Here is an 18,567-nt window from a genome sequence, read left to right as displayed (position 1 = left end):
CGCCCTCGCGGCGCGTAACCGCAACGCGCACGGCGCCGAAAGGTGAGGCTGCGGCGCTTACCCACCTGTCGGCCCGGGCCGATCTGTGGGTTGTGCGCATAGGACATCCGAGGAGGCGGCCATGTTGATCAAGCGCAGGCGCGGTTGGGAGATTCCGGAGCATCTGGTCACGCCGGAGGCCGTCTTCCTGAACCGGCGCGCGCTGATCGGCGGTGCGGCCGGACTCGCAGCCGGATCGCTCCTGGGTGGCCGATCTGTCCTCGCCGCGGGCGATCAGCCGCTCTACCCGGCGCCGCAGAACCCCGCCTACACCCTCGACCGGCCGCTGACGCCGGAGCGCTATAGCGCCGACTACAACAATTTCTACGAGTTCGGCACATCGAAGATGGTGCTGCCGGCCGCGAACGCGCTCAAGACCCAGCCCTGGACGCTGAAGATCGACGGGCTCGTAGAGAAGCCCTTCGAGATCGGCGTCGACGACCTGATCCGGAAGGTCGGCCTCGAGGAGCGGCTCTACCGCCACCGCTGCGTCGAGGCGTGGTCCATGGCGGTGCCGTGGACGGGCTTCCCGCTCTCCAAGCTTGTGGCGCTCGCCAAGCCGACTTCGGGGGCGAAGTACATCCGCTTTGAGACGTTCATGGACAAGGCGATGGCGCCCGGTCAGCGCGCGTTCTTCTATCCCTGGCCCTACACCGAAGGCCTGACGCTCGCCGAAGCCGGGAACGACCTCGCCTTCATGGTCACCGGGATCTACGGCAAGCCGCTGCCCAACCAGTTCGGCGCACCGATCCGCGTCGCGGTGCCGTGGAAGTACGGCTTCAAGTCGGCGAAGTCGCTGGTGAAGGTGTCGTTCACAGCCGACAGGCCGAAGACCTTCTGGGAAGGGCTCCAAGCATCGGAATACGGGTTCTGGGCCAACGTGAATCCGGCTGTTCCGCATCCGCGCTGGAGCCAGGCCACCGAGCGCGTGCTCGGGACCGACCAGCGCGTGCCGACGCTGATCTACAACGGCTACGGCGAGCAGGTCGCGGGCCTCTACAAGGGGCTGGAGGGCGAGCGGCTGTTCGTGTGATGCGGCTTCCGCTCGACCGCTTCGGTCGATGCGTTCCTCGCCGTCATGATGCGTAAGGCGAAGCGACCCTGGGCAGCGGAACGTCGGAAGGCGTCGCGCTGCCTGGATTGCTTCGCTCCGCTCGCAAGGACGGCGGGGCTGATGTGAGCCGACGGAAGCGGATATGAACCGCGCGCAGCGCTCAGTAGGTCCAGCGCTGCGCCTTCGAGACCAGGAAGTCGCGGAACGCCTGGACCCGGGCCACGGAGCGCATCTCCTCGGCATAGACGAGATAGCTCTCGAGGCTCGGCATCTCGGTGTCGCGCAGCACCTGCACCAGCTGCTGGTCGCCGTCGACCGCGTAATCCGGCAGGATGCCGATCCCGGCGCCGGCCTCCATGGCGCGCTGCAGGGCACCGATGTTGTTCACGGTGAGGTGCACGTGGCGCCGCTCCCGCCCGTCGCGGCCGGCATCGGCCAGCCAGTGCGCGGCGAGGAGGTATGACGGCTCGTTGCCGCCGAACGACACGAGGCGGTGGTCGTCGAGATCCTCGATCGTCTTCGGCTCGCCGAAGCGCTTGACGTAATCCTGGCTCGCGAAGGCGTGGTAGTGGACGGTGAACAGCCGCCGCTGGATCAGATCCGGCTGGGCCGGACGCCGCATGCGGATGGCTACATCCGCCTCACGCATGGCGAGATCGAGCTCCTCGTTGGTGAGGATCAGCTCGATCCGCACGTCCGGGTAGAGGTCGAGGAACTCGCCCACACGCTGCGACAGCCACGACGTCCCGAGCCCCACGGTCGTGGTGACCTTCAGGTCGCCGGTCGGACGCTCGGAGGTCTCGACGAGCCGCGCCCGCGTGTTCTCCAGGCGGAGCTTCATGTCGCGCGCGGCGCGGAACAGAAGATCGCCCTGCTCGGTGAGGAGCAGACCCCGCGCATGGCGGTGGAACAGCGGCGCCTTCAGTTCGCGCTCCAGGGCACTGATTTGCCGGCTGACGGCCGACTGGCTGAGCCCGATATCGTCGCCCGCCTTGGTGAAGCTGCCCGCCTCCGCGACGTTGAGGAAGATCCGGATCTTATCCCAATCCAAGGCAAGAACCCCTACCAGCGCGAGCTCGGCGCCCATGCCCGAAGGAGCCGGGCAGGCGGCGTACGAAGCGGATCGCCGGGCGAACTGCGCGGTACCGATGGCGGAGAGGCACTCCCGGCACCGCGCGGGTATGCAATTGCTGCATCCCGGCGCAGTCAGCACTCCTATGCGCATGGTGCATGATCCGGCGCAAGCACCCGGATCGGGAAGTTGTTGAAAGCACGGCCCGCCAGCACCGGTTGTGTGCTGGCGTCGGCGCCTCATTCGGCCGCGGCAGCCTGGACCGGGCTCTCGCCGATCTCGAGATTGGCCAAGAACTTCTCGGCCTCGAGGGCGGCCATGCAGCCCATGCCGGCGGCGGTGATCGCCTGCCGGTAGACGTCGTCCGTCACGTCGCCCGCCGCGAAGACGCCCGGGATCTCGGTCTCGGTGGTTCCGGGCTTCACGCTCAGGTAGCCGCCATGGCGCATGGGCAGCTGCCCCTCGAAGATCGCGGTCGCCGGCTGATGGCCGATGGCCACGAACACGCCGTCGGCCTTCACCTCGCTGATCTCCCCCGAGCGCGGATCCTTGAGCCGGACATGGGTCACGTTCGGCGCGGGCTTCTGCACGCCGCAGATCTCGGCAATCTCCCGGTGCCAGAGCACCTCGACGTTGGGATGCTTGAACAGGCGCTCCTGCAGGATCCGCTCGGCCCGGAAGCTGCCGCGGCGGTGAACAACCGTCACCTTGCTGGCGATGTTGGCGAGGTAGAGCGCCTCCTCGACCGCGGTGTTGCCGCCGCCGACCACCACGACCTCCTTGCCGCGGAAGAAGAAGCCGTCGCAGGTCGCGCAGGCCGAGACGCCGCCGCCCTGGAAGGCCGCCTCGGAGGGGATACCGAGCCACTTGGCCTGGGCTCCGGTGGCGATGATCAAGGCATCGCAGGAATAGGTCTCGCCGGAATCGGCCTCCAGCCGGAACGGCCGCTGCTTGAGAGCGACCTTCGTAATGTACTCGGAGACGATCCGGGTGCCGACATGCTCGGCCTGGAGTCGCATCTGCTCCATGAGCCACGGGCCCTGGATCGCCTCGGCGAAGCCCGGGTAGTTCTCGACATCCGTGGTGATCATCAGCTGGCCGCCCGGCTGGAAGCCGGAGATCAGCAGCGGCTCGACCATGGCGCGGGCGGCGTAGATCGCCGCCGTGTAGCCGGCGGGTCCCGAGCCGATGATCACGAGCTTGGCGTGGGTGTGGGCCATCTGTCTCGATCTCCTCAGGCCGGTCCGGCCGCGCGGCGCGCAGCATAGGCGTCGGCGAGCGCCTGCGCGATCACCGGCGTGGCATCGATGGGCTTGTACGTCAGATCCGCCAACTGACCGGTGAACGGGCGCAGAGCCCCGGCGATCGCCAGCCCGGCGAACATCCGCCGATGCCGGATATAGGTGCGCGGCAGGTCGAACAGCAGGACCGGCGCACCGGTGGACACGGCCTCGCTGACCATGTTGGCCGAATCGGAGGTCACGACGATCGCCTCGGCGAGCGCCAGCATGGCGACGTAGGGGTTCTCGCCGGTGCCGTCCCAGAGAAAACCGCCGGTCTCGGCGGCAAGGGTTTTGACGGCGTCCCGGAGCGGGTTCGGCGTCCGGCGGGAGATCGTCACCATCAGCCGGCAGCCCTGCTGGGCCAAGCCGCGCAGATCCTCGACGAGGCGGGCCATATCGGTCTTGCGGTAGCTCAGGTGGCGGCTGTCGCCGCCGACCAGCACCGCCACGCGCGGGCCGTCGAGGCGCGCGAGCCGGGGATCCGGCCGGGCGCGGGCTGCAGCCAGGCGCGCCGCGGTGACCAAGTGCGGGGCCGTCAGGGTGGTGAAGACGTTGGGACCGCGCAGGTCGTCGTAATCCGGCACCCAGATGAAGTCGGCACTGTCCGCGCCGGTCCGGGGATCCTTCAGGAAGGCCGTGAACGTCCGGCCGGCCGTTGCGCGGCGCACCACCCGCAGATAGGGCACCGACCGGCGCCCGGAAGCGATCAGGAGATCGGGATAGGGTCCCGACAGGGCGCCGCCCCGGCGGCGCGGCCCCTCGCGCGGATCGATCGGTCCCCAGGGCGCCATCCAGCCGAACGGCCCGGAGGCCGGCACCTGTCGGATCTCGAAATCGAGGCCCAGCGTCTCGGCGATGCCGACGCACTGGTTCTCATCGCCGGCCTTTCCGTCGGTGACGATCCAGGCGCGCGCGCGGGCCAGTTCGGGCAGAGGTTGAAATCGCGCGTCCGGGCGGTTGCGCAGGGCGGATGTCGCCTCCGTCACATCGATGCTTGCCATGCGCTTTGCTCGGGAAACCCGCTTCTGCCCCGGTGCCGAACCCGACCGCCGGAGCACCGTATTTCGAGATCAACCCTCAAGCTTACTCCCGCGGGAGATCCCGGGCGAGCCACTGGGCGTAGATGTCGGCGATGGCGGCGAGGCGACGTCCCTCGAATTGCGGCCCATACCACGCCCCGCCATAGCTCGACGGCGTCGCGGTCATCTGCGGATGCCGTCCGAGCACTTGGCCCTTGGGCCCGACCAGCAGGGCCTCGCCCTCCATGTAGTCGGTCTGGAAGTTGCCGCCGAAGCCCGGCCGGCCACCGCTTCCGGCATAGGGCCGCAGCGACAGGCTGCTCACCACCACGACAAGGCGCGGCCCGCGGCCACCGATCCGGCCGGCGAAGTTCTTCCGCAGGGCGTCGGTCAGGTCGGCCGCCAGCGCCTCGGCTTGAAGACCCGCGCCCTTATCGAGCAACGGCCGGACATCGACGCGGATGTCGGAGAAGAGCGGTGTCGCGGGGAAATCGCTCGCCGCCGCGGATCCCGCGACGGCACCGAGGAGCAGGCCAGCGAGCCGGCCCCAGGAACGCGGCGGCATGGTTCAGGCGCCGTACTGGACGGCGACGACCTCGTAGGACTTGCCGCCGCCCGGCGTCGTGACCTCGACCGTATCGCCGACGCCCTTGCCGATCAGCGCCCGGGCGATCGGCGAGGTGATCGAGACGCGGCCGGAGCGCACGTCGGCCTCCGGCTCGCCCACGATCTGGTAGGTCTTCTCCTCCTCCGTGTCCTCGTCGACGAGCTTCACGGTGGCGCCGAACTTGATCTTGTCACCGGAGAGCTTCGTGACGTCGATCACTTCTGCCCGCGCGATCATGCTCTCGAGCTCGAGGACGCGGCCCTCGTTATGCGACTGCGCCTCCTTGGCGGCGTGATACTCGGCATTCTCCGACAGGTCGCCCAGCGCGCGGGCTTCCGCGATCGCCTGGATGATGCGCTGGCGCTCCACCTGCTGGCGGTGCTTCAGCTCCTCTTCGAGGGCTGCGAGCCCGCGCACCGTGATCGGAACCTTGTCTATCGCCATCGTCTCGCGCCACAATGAAGAGGCCCGGCCGAGAGTGTAGCACTCCCTCCGGGCCACGAAATGAAGTCAGCGGAGCCCTGAGGCTCAGGCCGCGAAGTATTCCTGCAACGCACGAACCTTGAGATCGCCTTCTAGATAGGCCTTGATCCCCTCGGCCGCGGCCATCGCGCCGGCTAGAGTGGTGTAATACGGCACCTTATGCAAGAGGGCCGCGCGCCGGAGCGAACGTGAGTCCGAAAGGGCTCCGGCCCCCTCGGTGGTGTTCAGCACGAGGTGGATCGCGCCGTTCTTGATCGCGTCGACCACATGCGGTCGGCCCTCGAGAACCTTGTTGATCCGCTCCGCCGGAACGCCGTGCTCCACCAGATAGCGCTGCGTGCCGCCGGTCGCCAGGATGGTGAAGCCGAGATCGGACAGCAGCTTCATGGTCGGGAGGATGCGCGCCTTGTCGGCATCCCGCACCGAGACGAACACGGACCCGGCCTTCGGCACCTGCGTGCCGGAGCCGAGCTGGCTCTTGGCGAAGGCCACGCCGAAGCTGGCGTCGAGCCCGATCACCTCGCCGGTGGAGCGCATCTCCGGCCCGAGCAGCACGTCGACGCCGGGGAAGCGCGCGAAGGGGAAGACGGCTTCCTTCACGGCGATGTGCGGCAGCACCTTCGGCTTGAGCCCGAAAGTCGCCAGCGGCTCGCCCGCCATGATCCGCGCCGCGATTTTGGCGATCGGCTCGCCGATGACCTTGGCGACGAACGGCACCGTGCGCGAGGCGCGGGGGTTCACCTCCAGCACGTAGATGACGCCGTCCTTGATGGCGTACTGCACGTTCATCAGGCCGACGACGTTCAGCGCCAGCGCCATGGCCTTCGTCTGCCGCTCCAGCTCATCCATGGTCTCGGGCGAGAGCGAGCGCGGCGGCAGGGAGCAGGCCGAGTCGCCGGAATGGATGCCGGCCTCCTCGATGTGCTCCATGATGCCGGCGATGAACACGTCCTTGCCGTCGCAGACCGCGTCGACGTCGACCTCGACCGCGTCCGACAGGTAGCGGTCGAACAGGAGCGGGTTCTTGCCCAGCACCGTGTTGATCTGGCCGGTCTTGTCGTTCGGGTAGCGGGCCTTCACCTCGGAGGGGATCAGGCTCGGCAGCGTGTCGAGGAGGTAGTCGGCGAACTGCGTCTCGTCGCGGATGATCGCCATGGCGCGGCCGCCGAGCACGTAGCTCGGGCGCACCACGAAGGGCAGGCCGAGATCGGCCGCGACCAGCCGGCTCTGCTCCACCGAGTAGGCGATGCCGTTCTTCGGCTGCTTCATCGCGAGCTTGTCGAGGAGCCGCTTGAACTGGTCGCGGTCCTCGGCGAGATCGATGGCGTCGGGCGAGGTGCCGAGGATCGGCACGCCGGCGGCCTCCAGCGCTCGGGCGAGCTTCAGCGGGGTCTGGCCGCCGAACTGTACGATCACCCCGTGCAGGGTGCCGGCCTGCCGCTCAGTCTCGATGATCTCCAGCACGTCCTCGGCGGTGAGCGGCTCGAAGTAGAGCCGGTCCGAGGTGTCGTAGTCGGTCGAGACCGTCTCCGGGTTGCAGTTGACCATGATGGTCTCGTAGCCGGCGTCCGACAGCGCGAAGCATGCGTGGCAGCAGCAATAGTCGAACTCGATGCCCTGGCCGATCCGGTTCGGGCCGCCGCCGAGGATCACGACCTTCTTGCGGTCCGAGGGCTGCGCCTCGTCGACGACGGTGCCGGCGAAGGGCGCCACGTAGGTCGAGTACATGTAGGCGGTGGGCGACTTGAACTCCGCCGCGCAGGTGTCGATCCGCTTGTAGACCGGGCGCACCGCGAGCGTCCGGCGCTTGGCCCGCACTTCGGCTTCCTCCAGGCCGGCCAGCACGGCGAGGCGCGCGTCGGAAAAGCCCGCCGCCTTGAGCTGGCGGAAGGCGCCGGCCGTGCCCGGCAGGCCGTGGGCTTTCACCCGGTTCTCCAGATCGATGATCGCCTGGAGCTGCTCCAGGAACCACGGGTCGATCTTGCAGGAGGCGTAGACCTGTTCGTGGCTGACGCCGAGCCGCAGCGCCTGCGCGACCTTGAGCAGCCGGTCCGGGGTCGGGGTGCCGATGGCGGCCTTGATGGCGTTGTGGTCGTCGCCCTTGCCCAGCCCCTCGATTTCGATGTCGTCGAGACCGGTCAGGCCGGTCTCGAGCGAGCGGAGCGCCTTCTGCAGCGATTCCGCGAAGCAGCGGCCGATCGCCATGGCCTCGCCCACCGACTTCATGGCGGTGGTCAGCGTCGGCTCGGCGCCCGGGAATTTTTCGAAGGCGAAGCGCGGGATCTTGGTGACGACGTAGTCGATTGTCGGCTCGAACGAGGCCGGCGTCGCGCCGCCGGTGATGTCGTTGGCGATCTCGTCGAGCGTGTAGCCGACCGCGAGCTTGGCCGCGACCTTGGCGATCGGGAAGCCGGTGGCCTTCGAGGCGAGCGCCGAGGAGCGCGATACGCGCGGGTTCATCTCGATCACGATCATGCGCCCGTTCTCGGGGTTGATCGCGAACTGCACGTTCGAGCCGCCGGTCTCGACGCCGATCTCGCGGAGCACCGCCAGCGATGCGTCGCGCATCACCTGGTATTCTTTGTCGGTCAGCGTCAGCGCCGGAGCGACGGTGATCGAATCGCCCGTGTGCACGCCCATCGGGTCGATGTTCTCGATGGAGCAGACGATGATGCAGTTGTCGTTCCTGTCGCGGACGACCTCCATCTCGTACTCTTTCCAGCCGAGCACGCTCTCCTCGATGAGCACCTCGTTGGTCGGCGACGCGTCGATGCCGCGCTCGACGATGTCGAGGAACTCCTCGCGGTTGTAGGCGATGCCGCCGCCGGTGCCGCCCATGGTGAAGGACGGCCGGATGATCGCCGGCAGCCCGACCTCGGCGAGCGCCATCAGGGCCTGGCCGATCGCGTGCTCGCCGTAGCGCTTGCGCCGCTCCGTCTCGCCCGCGGCCCAGCTCTTCTCGTAAGCCGTCAGCGCCGCCTGGCGGGCCGCCGGATCGGTATTGGCCGCCTCGATCCTGGCGATCTCGGCCAGGTAGGCCTGACGGTCGGCCTTCTTGGCCGCGGAGGCGTTGGCGAGCGCCGATTTCGGGGTGTCCAGCCCGATCTTGGTCATGGCGTCGCGGAATAGGCTTCGGTCCTCGGCCTTGTCGATGGCCTCGGCCGTCGCGCCGATCATCTGCACGCCGTACTTGGCGAGCACGCCCATCTTCTGCAGCGACAGGGCGCAGTTCAGCGCCGTCTGGCCGCCCATGGTCGGCAGGATCGCGTTGGGGCGCTCCTTCTCGATGATCTTGGCGACGATCTCCGGGGTGATCGGCTCGACATAGGTCGCGTCCGCCATGTCCGGGTCGGTCATGATCGTCGCGGGATTCGAGTTCACCAGGACGATGCGGTAGCCCTCCTCGCGGAGCGCCTTGCAGGCCTGGGTACCGGAATAATCGAACTCGCAGGCCTGTCCGATGATGATCGGACCCGCACCAATGATCAGGATCGAGGAGATGTCGGTGCGTTTGGGCATCGTGGGCCTTCTCAGGCCAAGCGCGCCCGATCGGGCACGGCTCGACTGTGGCCCTGCTCCCGGACGCGCGTGGCGGGAATATCGTTGAGCCCCGCGTTTACACGGGCCTCGGGCGCTTTGGAAGGCCGGTGCAACCGCGCAGCCGGGCTACGCGCCCGGCGCATGGCACCTGTTGAAATCTGGCTCAGAACCCGGCGTGGAGCGCCGCCAGGGCCCGGTCGATCGACAGGTAGAACATCCCGAACGCAACCACGGCCGCGGCCGCGAACTCGACGGCGACGTTCGAGAGCGTCTGCGCGCGGCGCAGCGCCTCGCGGCCGAAATAGACGGAGACCCAAGCGAGCGCGAGGACGGCCGGCATGGCGAACAGGTAGGACACCGTGCTCTCGACGCGATCGAAGCCGCCCGTCGGATCGATCAGGGCCCGGATGTTGCGCACCCAGGGGGCGTAAAAGGCGGCATAGAGGGCGGTCAGCCAAGACAGGCCCACGGCGACGCCGAGATGGAAGGTGAAGCTGCGGTGCAGGCGAGAGAAGTCGTCGCGCGCCTCGTCGATGGTCATCCGGCATTCCCCTGCGACGGGCCGCCGCCGGCGGACGCGGATGCGCCGCCATTCACAGGCCGTCGAAGGGATTCTTAAGCCGTCCGATCTGGCGGATTTTATGGCCTCGGCGCGGCTCGATTGGGGTCCGGCGTCAGGCGCCCTTCGTAGTCTCCGGCTCGCCGGAGCGCATCAGGGTCACGAACCGCTCGAACAGGTAGTGGCTGTCACGCGGGCCGGGCGAGGCTTCCGGATGGTGCTGCACCGAGAAGGCCGGGCGGTCTGTCAGCGTGAGGCCGCAATTCGAGCCGTCGAACAAGGAGACGTGCGTCTCCACGGCCGAGTCCGGCAGGCTGTTCGGATCCACCGCGAAGCCGTGGTTCATCGAGACGATCTCGACCTTGCCGGTGGTCTTGTCCTTCACCGGGTGATTCGCGCCGTGATGGCCCTGGCCCATCTTCACGGTCCGGCCGCCGAGGGCGAGGCCCATGAGCTGGTGGCCGAGGCAGATGCCGAAGGTCGGCACCTTCTCATCCAGCAGCTTGCGGATCACCGGAACCGCGTAGGCGCCGGTGGCCGCCGGGTCGCCGGGGCCGTTCGACAGGAACACCCCGTCCGGCTTCATCGCCAGGATCTCGTCGGCCGTCGTGGTCGCCGGTACCACGGTGACGTCGCAGCCGGCCTGAGCAAGCAGCCGCAGGATGTTGCGCTTCACCCCGTAATCGATGGCGACGACCTTCAGACCCTCGCCGGGCGCACGCTTCCCGTAGCCGTTGCCGAGCGCCCAGACGGTCTCGGACCATTCCGACGGCGCGCGGCTGGTCACCGGCGGCACGAGGTCGAGGCCTTCCATCGGCGCGAGCGCCGCGGCGCGGGCTTTCAGGGCCTCGCGGTCGAATTGGCCCTGGGGATCGTTGGCGATCACCGCGTTAGGCATGCCCATGTCGCGGATGCGGGCGGTGAGCGCCCTTGTGTCGACGCCGGTGATGCCGACGATGCCGCGGGCCTTGAGCCAGCCGTCGAGATGCGAGGACGAGCGCCAGCTCGACGGCTTCGTCACCGCCGAGGCGATCACCGTGCCGCGGACGCCCGAGGCGGGTGCCGCCTCCAGGCTCTCCAGATCCTCGTCGTTGGTGCCGACATTGCCGATATGCGGGAAGGTGAAGGTGACGATCTGCCCAGCATAAGACGGGTCGGTCAGGATCTCCTGATAGCCGGTCATGGCCGTGTTGAAGCAGACCTCGCCGTCGGCGATTCCGGTCTGCCCGATGCCAAAGCCCTCCAGGATGGTACCGTCGGCGAGCACCAGCAGAGCCGTCGCGACGGGTTCGGCCCAGGGCTCGGGAGCCCGAGCCTCGGGGGCATGCGCGGCGGCGTCTTGCAGCATCGGGTGAGTCTCGCTTATGTCCGGCCGAAGGCGGGCGCCGGGTTGCGGCGCTCTCGGCTTGCGGCATGATCGTGTGCGGCGCTCTTAGCGAGCGGCCCGCGATGGGGTCAATGTGGCCTCGCTTCCCTCAGGGCTCAACACCCGCAAATCGCAGGCCAGCCCTTCGTTTCGACCGTTGGAAGGTTCACCCAGATGCTGCGCGCCCGCTTCACCACCGAGATGAAGGAGGCCATGAAGGCCGGCGACAAGGGCAGGCTCGCCACAGTGCGGATGATCCAGGCTGCCCTCAAGGACAAGGATATCGAGGCGCGGGGCCTCGGCAAGGAGCCGGCCTCCGATGAGGAGATCCTGTCGCTGCTCCAGAAGATGATCAAGCAGCGCACCGAATCGGCCGCCGTCTACGAGCAGGGCGGCCGCCCGGAACTCGCCGCCAACGAGCGCGCCGAGATCGCGATCATCGAGAGCTTCCTGCCGAAGCAGATGGACGAGGCCGAGACGCAGGCCGCCATCGAGGCGGCGATCGCGGAGACCGGCGCCGCCGGCCCGAAGGACATGGGCAAGGTGATCGCCGCCCTGAAGGGCCAGTTCGCGGGCCGGATGGATTTCGGCAAGGCGAGCGGGCTGGTGAAGGCGGCTCTGGCCGCGAAGGGCTGAGGCTGTCCCCATAATCCCCGGCGCTTTGAAGCTGGCGGACGCTGCCGGGACTCCGACACGGCCGGCACGCTATACTCGGCGGTCCCGCAAACCCTCCCAGGCCCCGTGCGCTACCCGCCCCATATCCTGGAAGAGATTCGTGCCCGGCTGCCGGCCTCGTCGGTGGTGGGGCGGCGCGTGCAGCTCAAGAAGGCCGGCCGGGAATGGCGCGGCCTGTCGCCGTTCAACGCCGAGAAGACGCCGTCCTTCTACGTGAACGACCAGAAGCAGTTCTACCACTGCTTCTCCTCCTCCAAGCACGGCGACATCTTCACCTTCCTGATGGAGACGGAAGGCCTGAGCTTCCCGGAGGCCGTGGAGCGGCTGGCCGGGGAGGCGGGCGTCAGCCTGCCCGCACCGACTGAGGATAGCCGCGCCGCCGAGACTAAGCGCGCCGGCGCCATCGAGGTGATGGAGATGGCCGCTCGCTGGTTCGAGGACCGGCTCCAATCCGGGCAGGGCAGCGAGGCGCGCGCCTATCTGGAACGCCGGGCCCTCGGGCGCGAGATCCAGGAGAAGTTCCGGCTCGGCTACGCGCCGAACGACCGCTACGCCCTGCGCGATCATCTGGCCGGGCAAGGCGTCGAGAAGGGCCTCATGCTCGAGATGGGGCTGCTGGCGACCGGGGAGGGCGTCTCGGTCCCGTACGATTATTTTCGCGACCGGGTCATGTTTCCGATCACCGACACGCGCGGCCGGGTCGTGGCTTTCGGAGGGCGGGCGCTCTCGAAGGATGTGCGCGCCAAGTACCTGAACTCGCCCGAGACACCGCTCTTCCACAAGGGTCGCACGCTCTACAACCTCCACGGCGCCCGCAAGGCCGCGCACGAGCGGAGCTCGATCATTGCGGTCGAGGGCTATGTCGACGTCATCGCCATGACGCTCGCCGGCCATCCCGAGACGGTCGCGCCTCTCGGTACGGCGCTCACGGAAGAGCAGCTCGGCCTGCTCTGGCGCCATGCCGATGAGCCGATCCTCTGCTTCGACGGCGACAAAGCCGGACAGCGGGCGGCGTTTCGCGCCCTCGACCTCGCGCTGCCGCTCCTCGAACCGGGCCGCTCCCTCCGGATCGCGCTCCTGCCGGGCGGTCAGGATCCCGACGACCTGCTGCGCTCAGGCGGCCCCGCGGCGATCGATCAGGTGCTGGCGGCGGCCCTGCCGCTCTCCGAGCTGCTGTGGCGGCGCGCCGTCGAGGCCGGGCCGGTCGATACGCCAGAGCGGCGAGCCGGACTGACGCAGACGCTGCGCACCACCGTGGCGACGATCCGCGACGAGACCGTGCGCCGCTACTATCGCGACGACATCGAGGAGCGCCTGCGCGGCCTGTCGCCCCGCAGCGCCCGCGCCGCCGGGCCGAGCCCCCGCGGCCGACCGCGTTTCGTCCGGCCCGGCGAGCCGGTATCGCCGCGTATCACCGGCAGCCCAAGCCCGTCGGTGACCGCGTCCGCGGGCTTCACCGGCGCCGCCCCGGTGCGCGAGGCGGTGATCGTCGGCACCCTGCTGGCGCATCCCGAGATGATAACCGAATTCGGCGAGGAGATCGCCGAACTCGACTTCGAGGATCCGGACGCCCGGGGGCTGCTGTCGGTCCTGCTGGCCTGCGCGGCCGAGGACGAGCGGACGGCGCCTGAAGTGTTGCAGAACCGCATCAACCGCGCCGGACTCGCAGCTGCGGCCGACAGAATCCTCGCGCTCGCACGCTCTCGGGACCGCACGACGCTGGCTCCGCATGCCGACCCCGCACTCCGCGCAGACGCGCTCCGACAGGCGATGATCTTGCACCGGCAGGCAGGAGCGCTACATAGCGAACTTCGCGAAGCACGGCAGGCGTTTGAGAACGATCCGACCGATGCCGGATGGGCATGGCTCTGCGAAGTGAAGGCGAGGCTGGAAACCGTCATCGCCGCCGAGGCTGAGGCCGACGTCCCGGTGTCGAGCGACTCGACGGCCGCGTGATCGCTGTGCAATGGCGGTGGCGGCGGGCGAAATCCCGCCATAGTTAACAATCGGTCAAGCCTCGGGCTTGCATACGGAAACCGACGACTCAAGGCGACTGGAGCGATCCGGCGCCGTTCTCATATAGCGGCGCTGCCGGCGTGGAGCGGCCTCCCTGGGCCTCCGCGGCGCGCCGCACGCGAAACAATAGGCTGATCATGGCGACGAAGGCAACGGAACGGGACGAGACGGACGCTGCCCCCGAGCAGCAGACCGACGGGCCGCTCCTCGACCTGACGGATGCTTCGGTCAAGCGGATGGTCAAGCTCGCCAAGAAGCGCGGCTACGTGACCTACGAAGAGGTCAACGAGGTTCTGCCCGAGGGCCAGTCCGATCCGGACCAGCTTGAGGACGTGCTGTCGCAGCTCTCCGAGATGGGCATCAACGTCGTCGAAGCCGAGGAGACCGATGAGGCGGCCGGCGAGAAGGCTGCCGAGGGCGAGGAAGAGGAGGCCGAAGGCGGCGAAGTCGCCGAGGTCGCGCCCGCGCGCGCCGTCGCGGTGACGACGACCACCAAGGAGCCGACCGACCGCACCGACGACCCGGTGCGCATGTACCTGCGCGAGATGGGCTCGGTGGAGCTCCTGTCGCGCGAGGGCGAGATCGCCATTGCCAAGCGCATCGAGGCCGGCCGCGAGGCGATGATCGCGGGCCTCTGTGAGAGCCCGCTGACCTTCCAGGCGATCATCATCTGGCGGGACGAGCTCGTGGAGGGCAAGGTCCTCCTGCGCGACATCATTGACCTTGAGGCGACCTACGCGGGTCCGGACGGCAAGAACGCGCCGCAGATCGCCGAGGGCGAGGAATCCGAGGACGGCGAGCCGCCGGCGCCCCCGGAGGGCGGCGACGACGAGGACGACCTCGAGAACAACGTCTCGCTCGCCGCGATGGAAGCCGAGATCAAGCCGCGGGTCCTGGAGACCTTCGACGCGATCGCCGCCAATTACCGCAAGCTGCGCAAGTCGCAGACCGAGGGCACGGAGCGGAAGGCCGCGGGCGAGAAGAACACCCCGGCGCAGGACCAGAAGCAGATCGAGCTGAAGGACACCGTCGTCGCCGACGTGAAGTCGCTGTCGCTTAACAACAACCGCATCGAGGCGCTGGTCGGCCAGCTCTACTCGATCAACAAGCAGCTGATCGGCCACGAGGGCCGGCTGATGCGCTACGCCGAGAGCCACGGCGTGGCCCGCGACGAGTTCCTTCGCCACTACCAGGGCTACGAGCTCGATCCGAACTGGATGGAGCGCGTCGGCACGCTGGGCGGCAAGGGCTGGAAGAACCTGGTCGAGCGCGGCTCGAAGCAGGTCGCCGAGCTACGCGCGCAGATCCTCGACCTCGCCTCCGAGACGGGTCTGGAGATTGGCGAGTACCGCCGCATCGTCAACATGGTCCAGAAGGGCGAGCGCGAGGCCCGGCAGGCCAAGAAGGAGATGATCGAGGCGAACCTGCGCCTCGTGATCTCGATCGCCAAGAAGTACACGAACCGCGGCCTGCAGTTCCTGGACCTGATCCAGGAGGGCAACATCGGCCTGATGAAGGCGGTCGACAAGTTCGAGTACCGGCGCGGCTACAAGTTCTCGACCTACGCCACGTGGTGGATCCGGCAGGCGATCACCCGCTCGATCGCCGACCAGGCGCGCACGATCCGCATCCCGGTGCACATGATCGAGACGATCAACAAGATCGTCCGGACCTCGCGCCAGATGCTGCACGAGATCGGCCGCGAGCCGACCCCGGAGGAGTTGGCCGAGAAGCTGGCGATGCCGCTGGAGAAGGTCCGCAAGGTCCTGAAGATCGCCAAGGAGCCGATCTCTCTCGAGACGCCGATCGGCGACGAGGAGGACAGCCACCTCGGTGACTTCATCGAGGACAAGAACGTCGTCCTCCCGATCGACGCGGCGATCCAGTCCAATCTGCGCGAGACCACCACGCGGGTGCTCGCCTCGCTGACCCCGCGCGAGGAGCGCGTGCTGCGGATGCGCTTCGGCATCGGCATGAACACCGACCACACCCTCGAGGAGGTCGGCCAGCAATTCTCGGTGACCCGCGAGCGCATCCGTCAGATCGAGGCGAAGGCACTGCGCAAGCTGAAGCACCCGTCGCGCAGCCGGAAGCTCAGGAGCTTCCTGGACAACTGAGCCCCGCCGCGGCTCCGGCCGCGGTGCTCTCCCGCTTACCGCGTTGCCACGGCGCTCCGCGGCATCCAATCTGGCGCCATGCTCGAACGCCGCCCGCCAACGCCCGGATCGCCGACGGCCTTCGCGGATGGCTCGGAGGCCGACGACGTGCCCTTCGGCGCGCTCCAGCCCTCCGTGGGCATCCGCGACTGGCTGCTCGGCGAGGGGGCTCGGATGCCCAACGCCGAGGAGATGCTCGCCGGCCTTGCCGAGCGGCTGATCGCCATCGGCGTGCCGGTGGACCGCGCCTCCACGGCGATCGACACCCTGCACTCGGAATATGCCGGCGTCGGCCGGATCTGGACCCGGGACGGCGGTACCTCCGTGCGGCTGTTCCCGCACGGCGCCCGCTCGACGGACGCCTATCTCAACAGCCCATTTCACACGGTCCACGAAACCGGGGAGTGGCTGATCCTCGACCTCTCCGAGACGCCGGACGACGCCTACGCGATCATCCCGGACCTGAAGGCGGGCGGCTACACGCACTACGTCGTGGCGCCGCTGTTCTTCACCAACGGCACCAAGAACGGCATCACCTTCGCCACCCGCGCGCCGGAGGGCTTCGGTGAGGACGATATCGCGATCCTGCGCTTCGTGATGCCGGCCCTCGCCGCGGTGGCGGAGATGAGGGTCCTCAACAAGCAGCTCGACCACGTCCTGCGGCTCTACGTCGGCGACGAGCCGCACCGCGCGATCCTGGCGGGGGACATCCGCCGGGGTCAGGTCACGCGGATCCGCTCGGCGATCCTGTTCGCCGACATGCGCGACTACACCCGGACCTCGGCCGACATGACCCCCGAGGAGGCGGTCGGCCTGCTCAACGTGTTCTTCGACTGCCTCGTGCCGCCGATCGAGCGGGAAGGCGGCGAGGTGCTGAAGTACCTCGGCGACGGCCTGCTGGCGATCTTCCGTGAGTCCGGCGACGATCTCGGTGGCGCCGCCAAGGGTGCGCTCACGGCTGCCCAGCACGCCCTGGCGGCCCTCGACGAGGCCAATGCCCTGCACCAATTCCCGGTCCCGGTGGCCGCCGGCATCGCGCTCCATCACGGCGAGGCGGCCTACGGCAATGTCGGCTCGGGCTCGCGGCTGGACTTCACGGTGATCGGGCGCGACGTGAACCTCGCGAGCCGCCTCGCGCAGCTGAACCGCATCCTCGGCGAGCCGCTGCTGATGTCGAAGCCGTTCGTGGATTTCCTCTGGGGCGATCCGATCCCCCTCGGCGAGCACCAGCTGAACGGCTTCGCGGAGCCCATGGCGGTGTTCCGCCCCAAGTTCCTGCGCCCGCGCAAGCCGAACTGACGGTCGACGCGACGACCGGATCATCGGCCGGAACCGCCCTCCGAACCGAGCAGAGGAGAGAGCGGCTCTGGGACGCGGCGCAATCTGCACGCACGTGCGGCGCCGGGTTCCAGGCTCTCATAAGTGCCAGGACGGGAGGAAGGCCGACCGGTAGGATGACGGCTGACAGCCCCAGGCCGGATCGATCATCCCGGCGAGGGCTTGACGCGCGAGCGCGCTCGTCCGTGATAGAACATCCTCAGGAACGTCCGGCTGTTCCAGGATGTCGAGACAGGCCGACAAGCAGGCGCGAAGCTGACCCGTGTGGAAGGCATGAGCAGAACATTCCTCCCGCAGCCCGTAGCTGTATACCCACGGATGCAGGGAGATCCCCTCAGCCGGTAGCGGCAGGGCAAGCCCCGCTTCAGCGTATCGATACCCGACGGCGAACTTCCTTCTCCGTCTGCAAAAACGGCTGGCGCCGAGCCGCGCTTCCGCCCGCGCCGGGCAGATCGGGATCATTCGATCGTACAGGGCCAGCACAGCATCTTCGGGCTCGTTCAAAGCCTCCATGATGTCGGCAGCGCACAGCAATCCGATGTAAATCTCTTCGTTCCAATACCCTAGATCGGCTCTCTTCAGATAATACTCTACGGCCTTGCGGGGCTCTCCGCCGTCTCGATACGAGTTCGCCAGATAGAACGTGTATCGGGCGACCATGAAGGGATCGTCCTCGACGGCCAGGGCATCTTCCAGCATAGCGATGTCGCGCGACTCGGTCCCGTCATCGCGATGCCGCGCCCCATCATTGCCGCGACGCATCGCCAGCGGCAGGGTCGTCAGACTGGGATTTCCAGGGCATTGCAGAAATTCGTGCAGAACGCCGCGGTAACGCCAGTCCTTCCGGTTGTCGACGAGTTGTGTCCGCCAGTATCGCGTGGCTCCATCCAAAATTTCGAGTTTGTACCCGGCCTCGGTGAGCTTGGGCATGACGAACCGTTGCGCATCAATCAGTTCGTCATCGGCGTCGATGATCAGTGCATAATCCGCGTGCGGACGCGCCAGCGTCAAAGCCTCGGTCCGGTTGAAGGCGAAATCGACCCACGGTCGCTCTACGAGAGCACCGGGCAGATCGGCCAACGCTGCCCGGATGACATCCTGCGTCCCATCGGTCGATCCGGTGTCTACGATCACCCAGTGATCAATGAGAGTCCGAACAGAAGCTAAGCATCTACGGATGACATCAGCCTCGTTCTTGACAATCATCGACAGACAAATCGTTTGTCCAAAGCTGTTCATATCGATTTGAAGCCGATCGCTCTAGAGTGGCGCGCACAGACATTGTGAAAAGCCGCCTGCGTCACCAAAATTGCGTGACGCGGAACGGTGTGAGGCTGGGGTTGGCGCGTGAAATACGCAG

General features: G+C 67.9%; 14 protein-coding genes. 5 read left to right on the top strand and 9 right to left on the bottom strand.

Annotation, left to right across the window (positions count from 1 at the left end):
• The first annotated feature begins 121 nt into the window (after positions 1-121).
• Entirely contained in the window at positions 122-1,072 is a 951-nt protein-coding gene (gene msrP / locus ABIE45_RS25170) for a protein-methionine-sulfoxide reductase catalytic subunit MsrP (protein ID WP_192709033.1), read from the top strand.
• Positions 1,073-1,253: 181 nt separating this feature from the next.
• On the opposite strand, the gene ABIE45_RS25165 is transcribed toward msrP, so the two are convergent.
• From ABIE45_RS25165 to carA, 8 genes are all read right to left on the bottom strand, one after another.
• Positions 1,254-2,144: a LysR family transcriptional regulator gene (locus tag ABIE45_RS25165; RefSeq protein ID WP_192709032.1), complete on the bottom strand. Its 891-nt coding sequence runs from the start codon at positions 2,142-2,144 to the stop codon at positions 1,254-1,256.
• Between the two features lie 260 nt (positions 2,145-2,404).
• Positions 2,405-3,385, bottom strand: a complete 981-nt coding sequence (gene trxB / locus ABIE45_RS25160; RefSeq protein WP_192709031.1) for a thioredoxin-disulfide reductase — start codon at positions 3,383-3,385, stop codon at positions 2,405-2,407.
• A 14-nt stretch (positions 3,386-3,399) separates the two neighbouring features.
• On the bottom strand, positions 3,400-4,449 hold the full coding sequence (locus ABIE45_RS25155) for a mitochondrial fission ELM1 family protein (RefSeq protein ID WP_192709030.1): 1,050 nt from the start codon (positions 4,447-4,449) through the stop codon (positions 3,400-3,402).
• An 82-nt stretch (positions 4,450-4,531) separates the two neighbouring features.
• Entirely contained in the window at positions 4,532-5,032 is a 501-nt protein-coding gene (locus ABIE45_RS25150; protein ID WP_192709029.1) for a hypothetical protein, read from the bottom strand.
• 3 nt (positions 5,033-5,035) lie between these two features.
• Positions 5,036-5,512, bottom strand: coding sequence for a transcription elongation factor GreA (gene greA / locus ABIE45_RS25145; protein WP_192709080.1), 477 nt, complete (start codon positions 5,510-5,512; stop codon positions 5,036-5,038).
• Between the two features lie 90 nt (positions 5,513-5,602).
• A complete protein-coding gene (carB, locus tag ABIE45_RS25140; protein WP_192709028.1) occupies positions 5,603-9,076 on the bottom strand; it encodes a carbamoyl-phosphate synthase large subunit in 3,474 nt (1,157 codons plus the stop codon).
• Positions 9,077-9,260: 184 nt separating this feature from the next.
• Complete coding sequence (locus tag ABIE45_RS25135; protein WP_192709027.1) at positions 9,261-9,638, bottom strand: hypothetical protein; 378 nt, start codon at positions 9,636-9,638, stop codon at positions 9,261-9,263.
• Between the two features lie 133 nt (positions 9,639-9,771).
• Positions 9,772-11,004, bottom strand: a complete 1,233-nt coding sequence (gene carA / locus ABIE45_RS25130; protein WP_192709026.1) for a glutamine-hydrolyzing carbamoyl-phosphate synthase small subunit — start codon at positions 11,002-11,004, stop codon at positions 9,772-9,774.
• Between the two features lie 192 nt (positions 11,005-11,196).
• Between carA and ABIE45_RS25125 the strand changes: the two genes are divergently transcribed.
• The 4 genes from ABIE45_RS25125 to ABIE45_RS25110 all read left to right on the top strand — a co-directional run bounded on the left by ABIE45_RS25125 (position 11,197) and on the right by ABIE45_RS25110 (position 17,168).
• On the top strand, positions 11,197-11,658 hold the full coding sequence (locus tag ABIE45_RS25125) for a GatB/YqeY domain-containing protein (protein WP_192709025.1): 462 nt from the start codon (positions 11,197-11,199) through the stop codon (positions 11,656-11,658).
• 105 nt (positions 11,659-11,763) lie between these two features.
• Positions 11,764-13,653, top strand: coding sequence for a DNA primase (gene dnaG, locus ABIE45_RS25120; RefSeq protein WP_192709024.1), 1,890 nt, complete (start codon positions 11,764-11,766; stop codon positions 13,651-13,653).
• A gap of 197 nt (positions 13,654-13,850) precedes the next feature.
• Positions 13,851-15,830: an RNA polymerase sigma factor RpoD gene (rpoD, locus tag ABIE45_RS25115; RefSeq protein WP_192709023.1), complete on the top strand. Its 1,980-nt coding sequence runs from the start codon at positions 13,851-13,853 to the stop codon at positions 15,828-15,830.
• A 78-nt stretch (positions 15,831-15,908) separates the two neighbouring features.
• Positions 15,909-17,168 (top strand): adenylate/guanylate cyclase domain-containing protein, encoded by a 1,260-nt coding sequence (locus ABIE45_RS25110; RefSeq protein ID WP_192709022.1) that lies wholly within the window; start codon positions 15,909-15,911, stop codon positions 17,166-17,168.
• A 117-nt stretch (positions 17,169-17,285) separates the two neighbouring features.
• Here ABIE45_RS25110 and ABIE45_RS25105 read toward each other — a convergent pair whose 3' ends face one another.
• Entirely contained in the window at positions 17,286-18,413 is a 1,128-nt protein-coding gene (locus tag ABIE45_RS25105) for a glycosyltransferase (protein WP_373622624.1), read from the bottom strand.
• Positions 18,414-18,567 lie beyond the last annotated feature (154 nt).

This window comes from Methylobacterium sp. OAE515, from assembly GCF_041806315.1.
In the GTDB taxonomy this organism is placed as follows: Bacteria; Pseudomonadota; Alphaproteobacteria; order Rhizobiales; family Beijerinckiaceae; genus Methylobacterium; species Methylobacterium tardum.
Note: the sequence above shows the minus strand (reverse complement) of the source record. Positions and strands in the feature narration are given on the sequence as shown.

Excerpts from the sequence above, each read along its gene's own strand:
- trxB (WP_192709031.1), bottom strand. The coding sequence starts at position 3,385 with ATGGCCCACACCCACGCCAAGCTCGTGATCATCGGCTCGGGACCCGCC.
- ABIE45_RS25155 (WP_192709030.1), bottom strand. The coding sequence starts at position 4,449 with ATGGCAAGCATCGATGTGACGGAGGCGACATCCGCCCTGCGCAACCGC.
- ABIE45_RS25105 (WP_373622624.1), bottom strand. The coding sequence starts at position 18,413 with ATGATTGTCAAGAACGAGGCTGATGTCATCCGTAGATGCTTAGCTTCT.
- msrP (WP_192709033.1), top strand. The coding sequence starts at position 122 with ATGTTGATCAAGCGCAGGCGCGGTTGGGAGATTCCGGAGCATCTGGTC.
- ABIE45_RS25150 (WP_192709029.1), bottom strand. The coding sequence starts at position 5,032 with ATGCCGCCGCGTTCCTGGGGCCGGCTCGCTGGCCTGCTCCTCGGTGCC.
- ABIE45_RS25135 (WP_192709027.1), bottom strand. The coding sequence starts at position 9,638 with ATGACCATCGACGAGGCGCGCGACGACTTCTCTCGCCTGCACCGCAGC.
- ABIE45_RS25110 (WP_192709022.1), top strand. The coding sequence starts at position 15,909 with ATGCTCGAACGCCGCCCGCCAACGCCCGGATCGCCGACGGCCTTCGCG.
- rpoD (WP_192709023.1), top strand. The coding sequence starts at position 13,851 with ATGGCGACGAAGGCAACGGAACGGGACGAGACGGACGCTGCCCCCGAG.
- ABIE45_RS25125 (WP_192709025.1), top strand. The coding sequence starts at position 11,197 with ATGCTGCGCGCCCGCTTCACCACCGAGATGAAGGAGGCCATGAAGGCC.
- carB (WP_192709028.1), bottom strand. The coding sequence starts at position 9,076 with ATGCCCAAACGCACCGACATCTCCTCGATCCTGATCATTGGTGCGGGT.
- carA (WP_192709026.1), bottom strand. The coding sequence starts at position 11,004 with ATGCTGCAAGACGCCGCCGCGCATGCCCCCGAGGCTCGGGCTCCCGAG.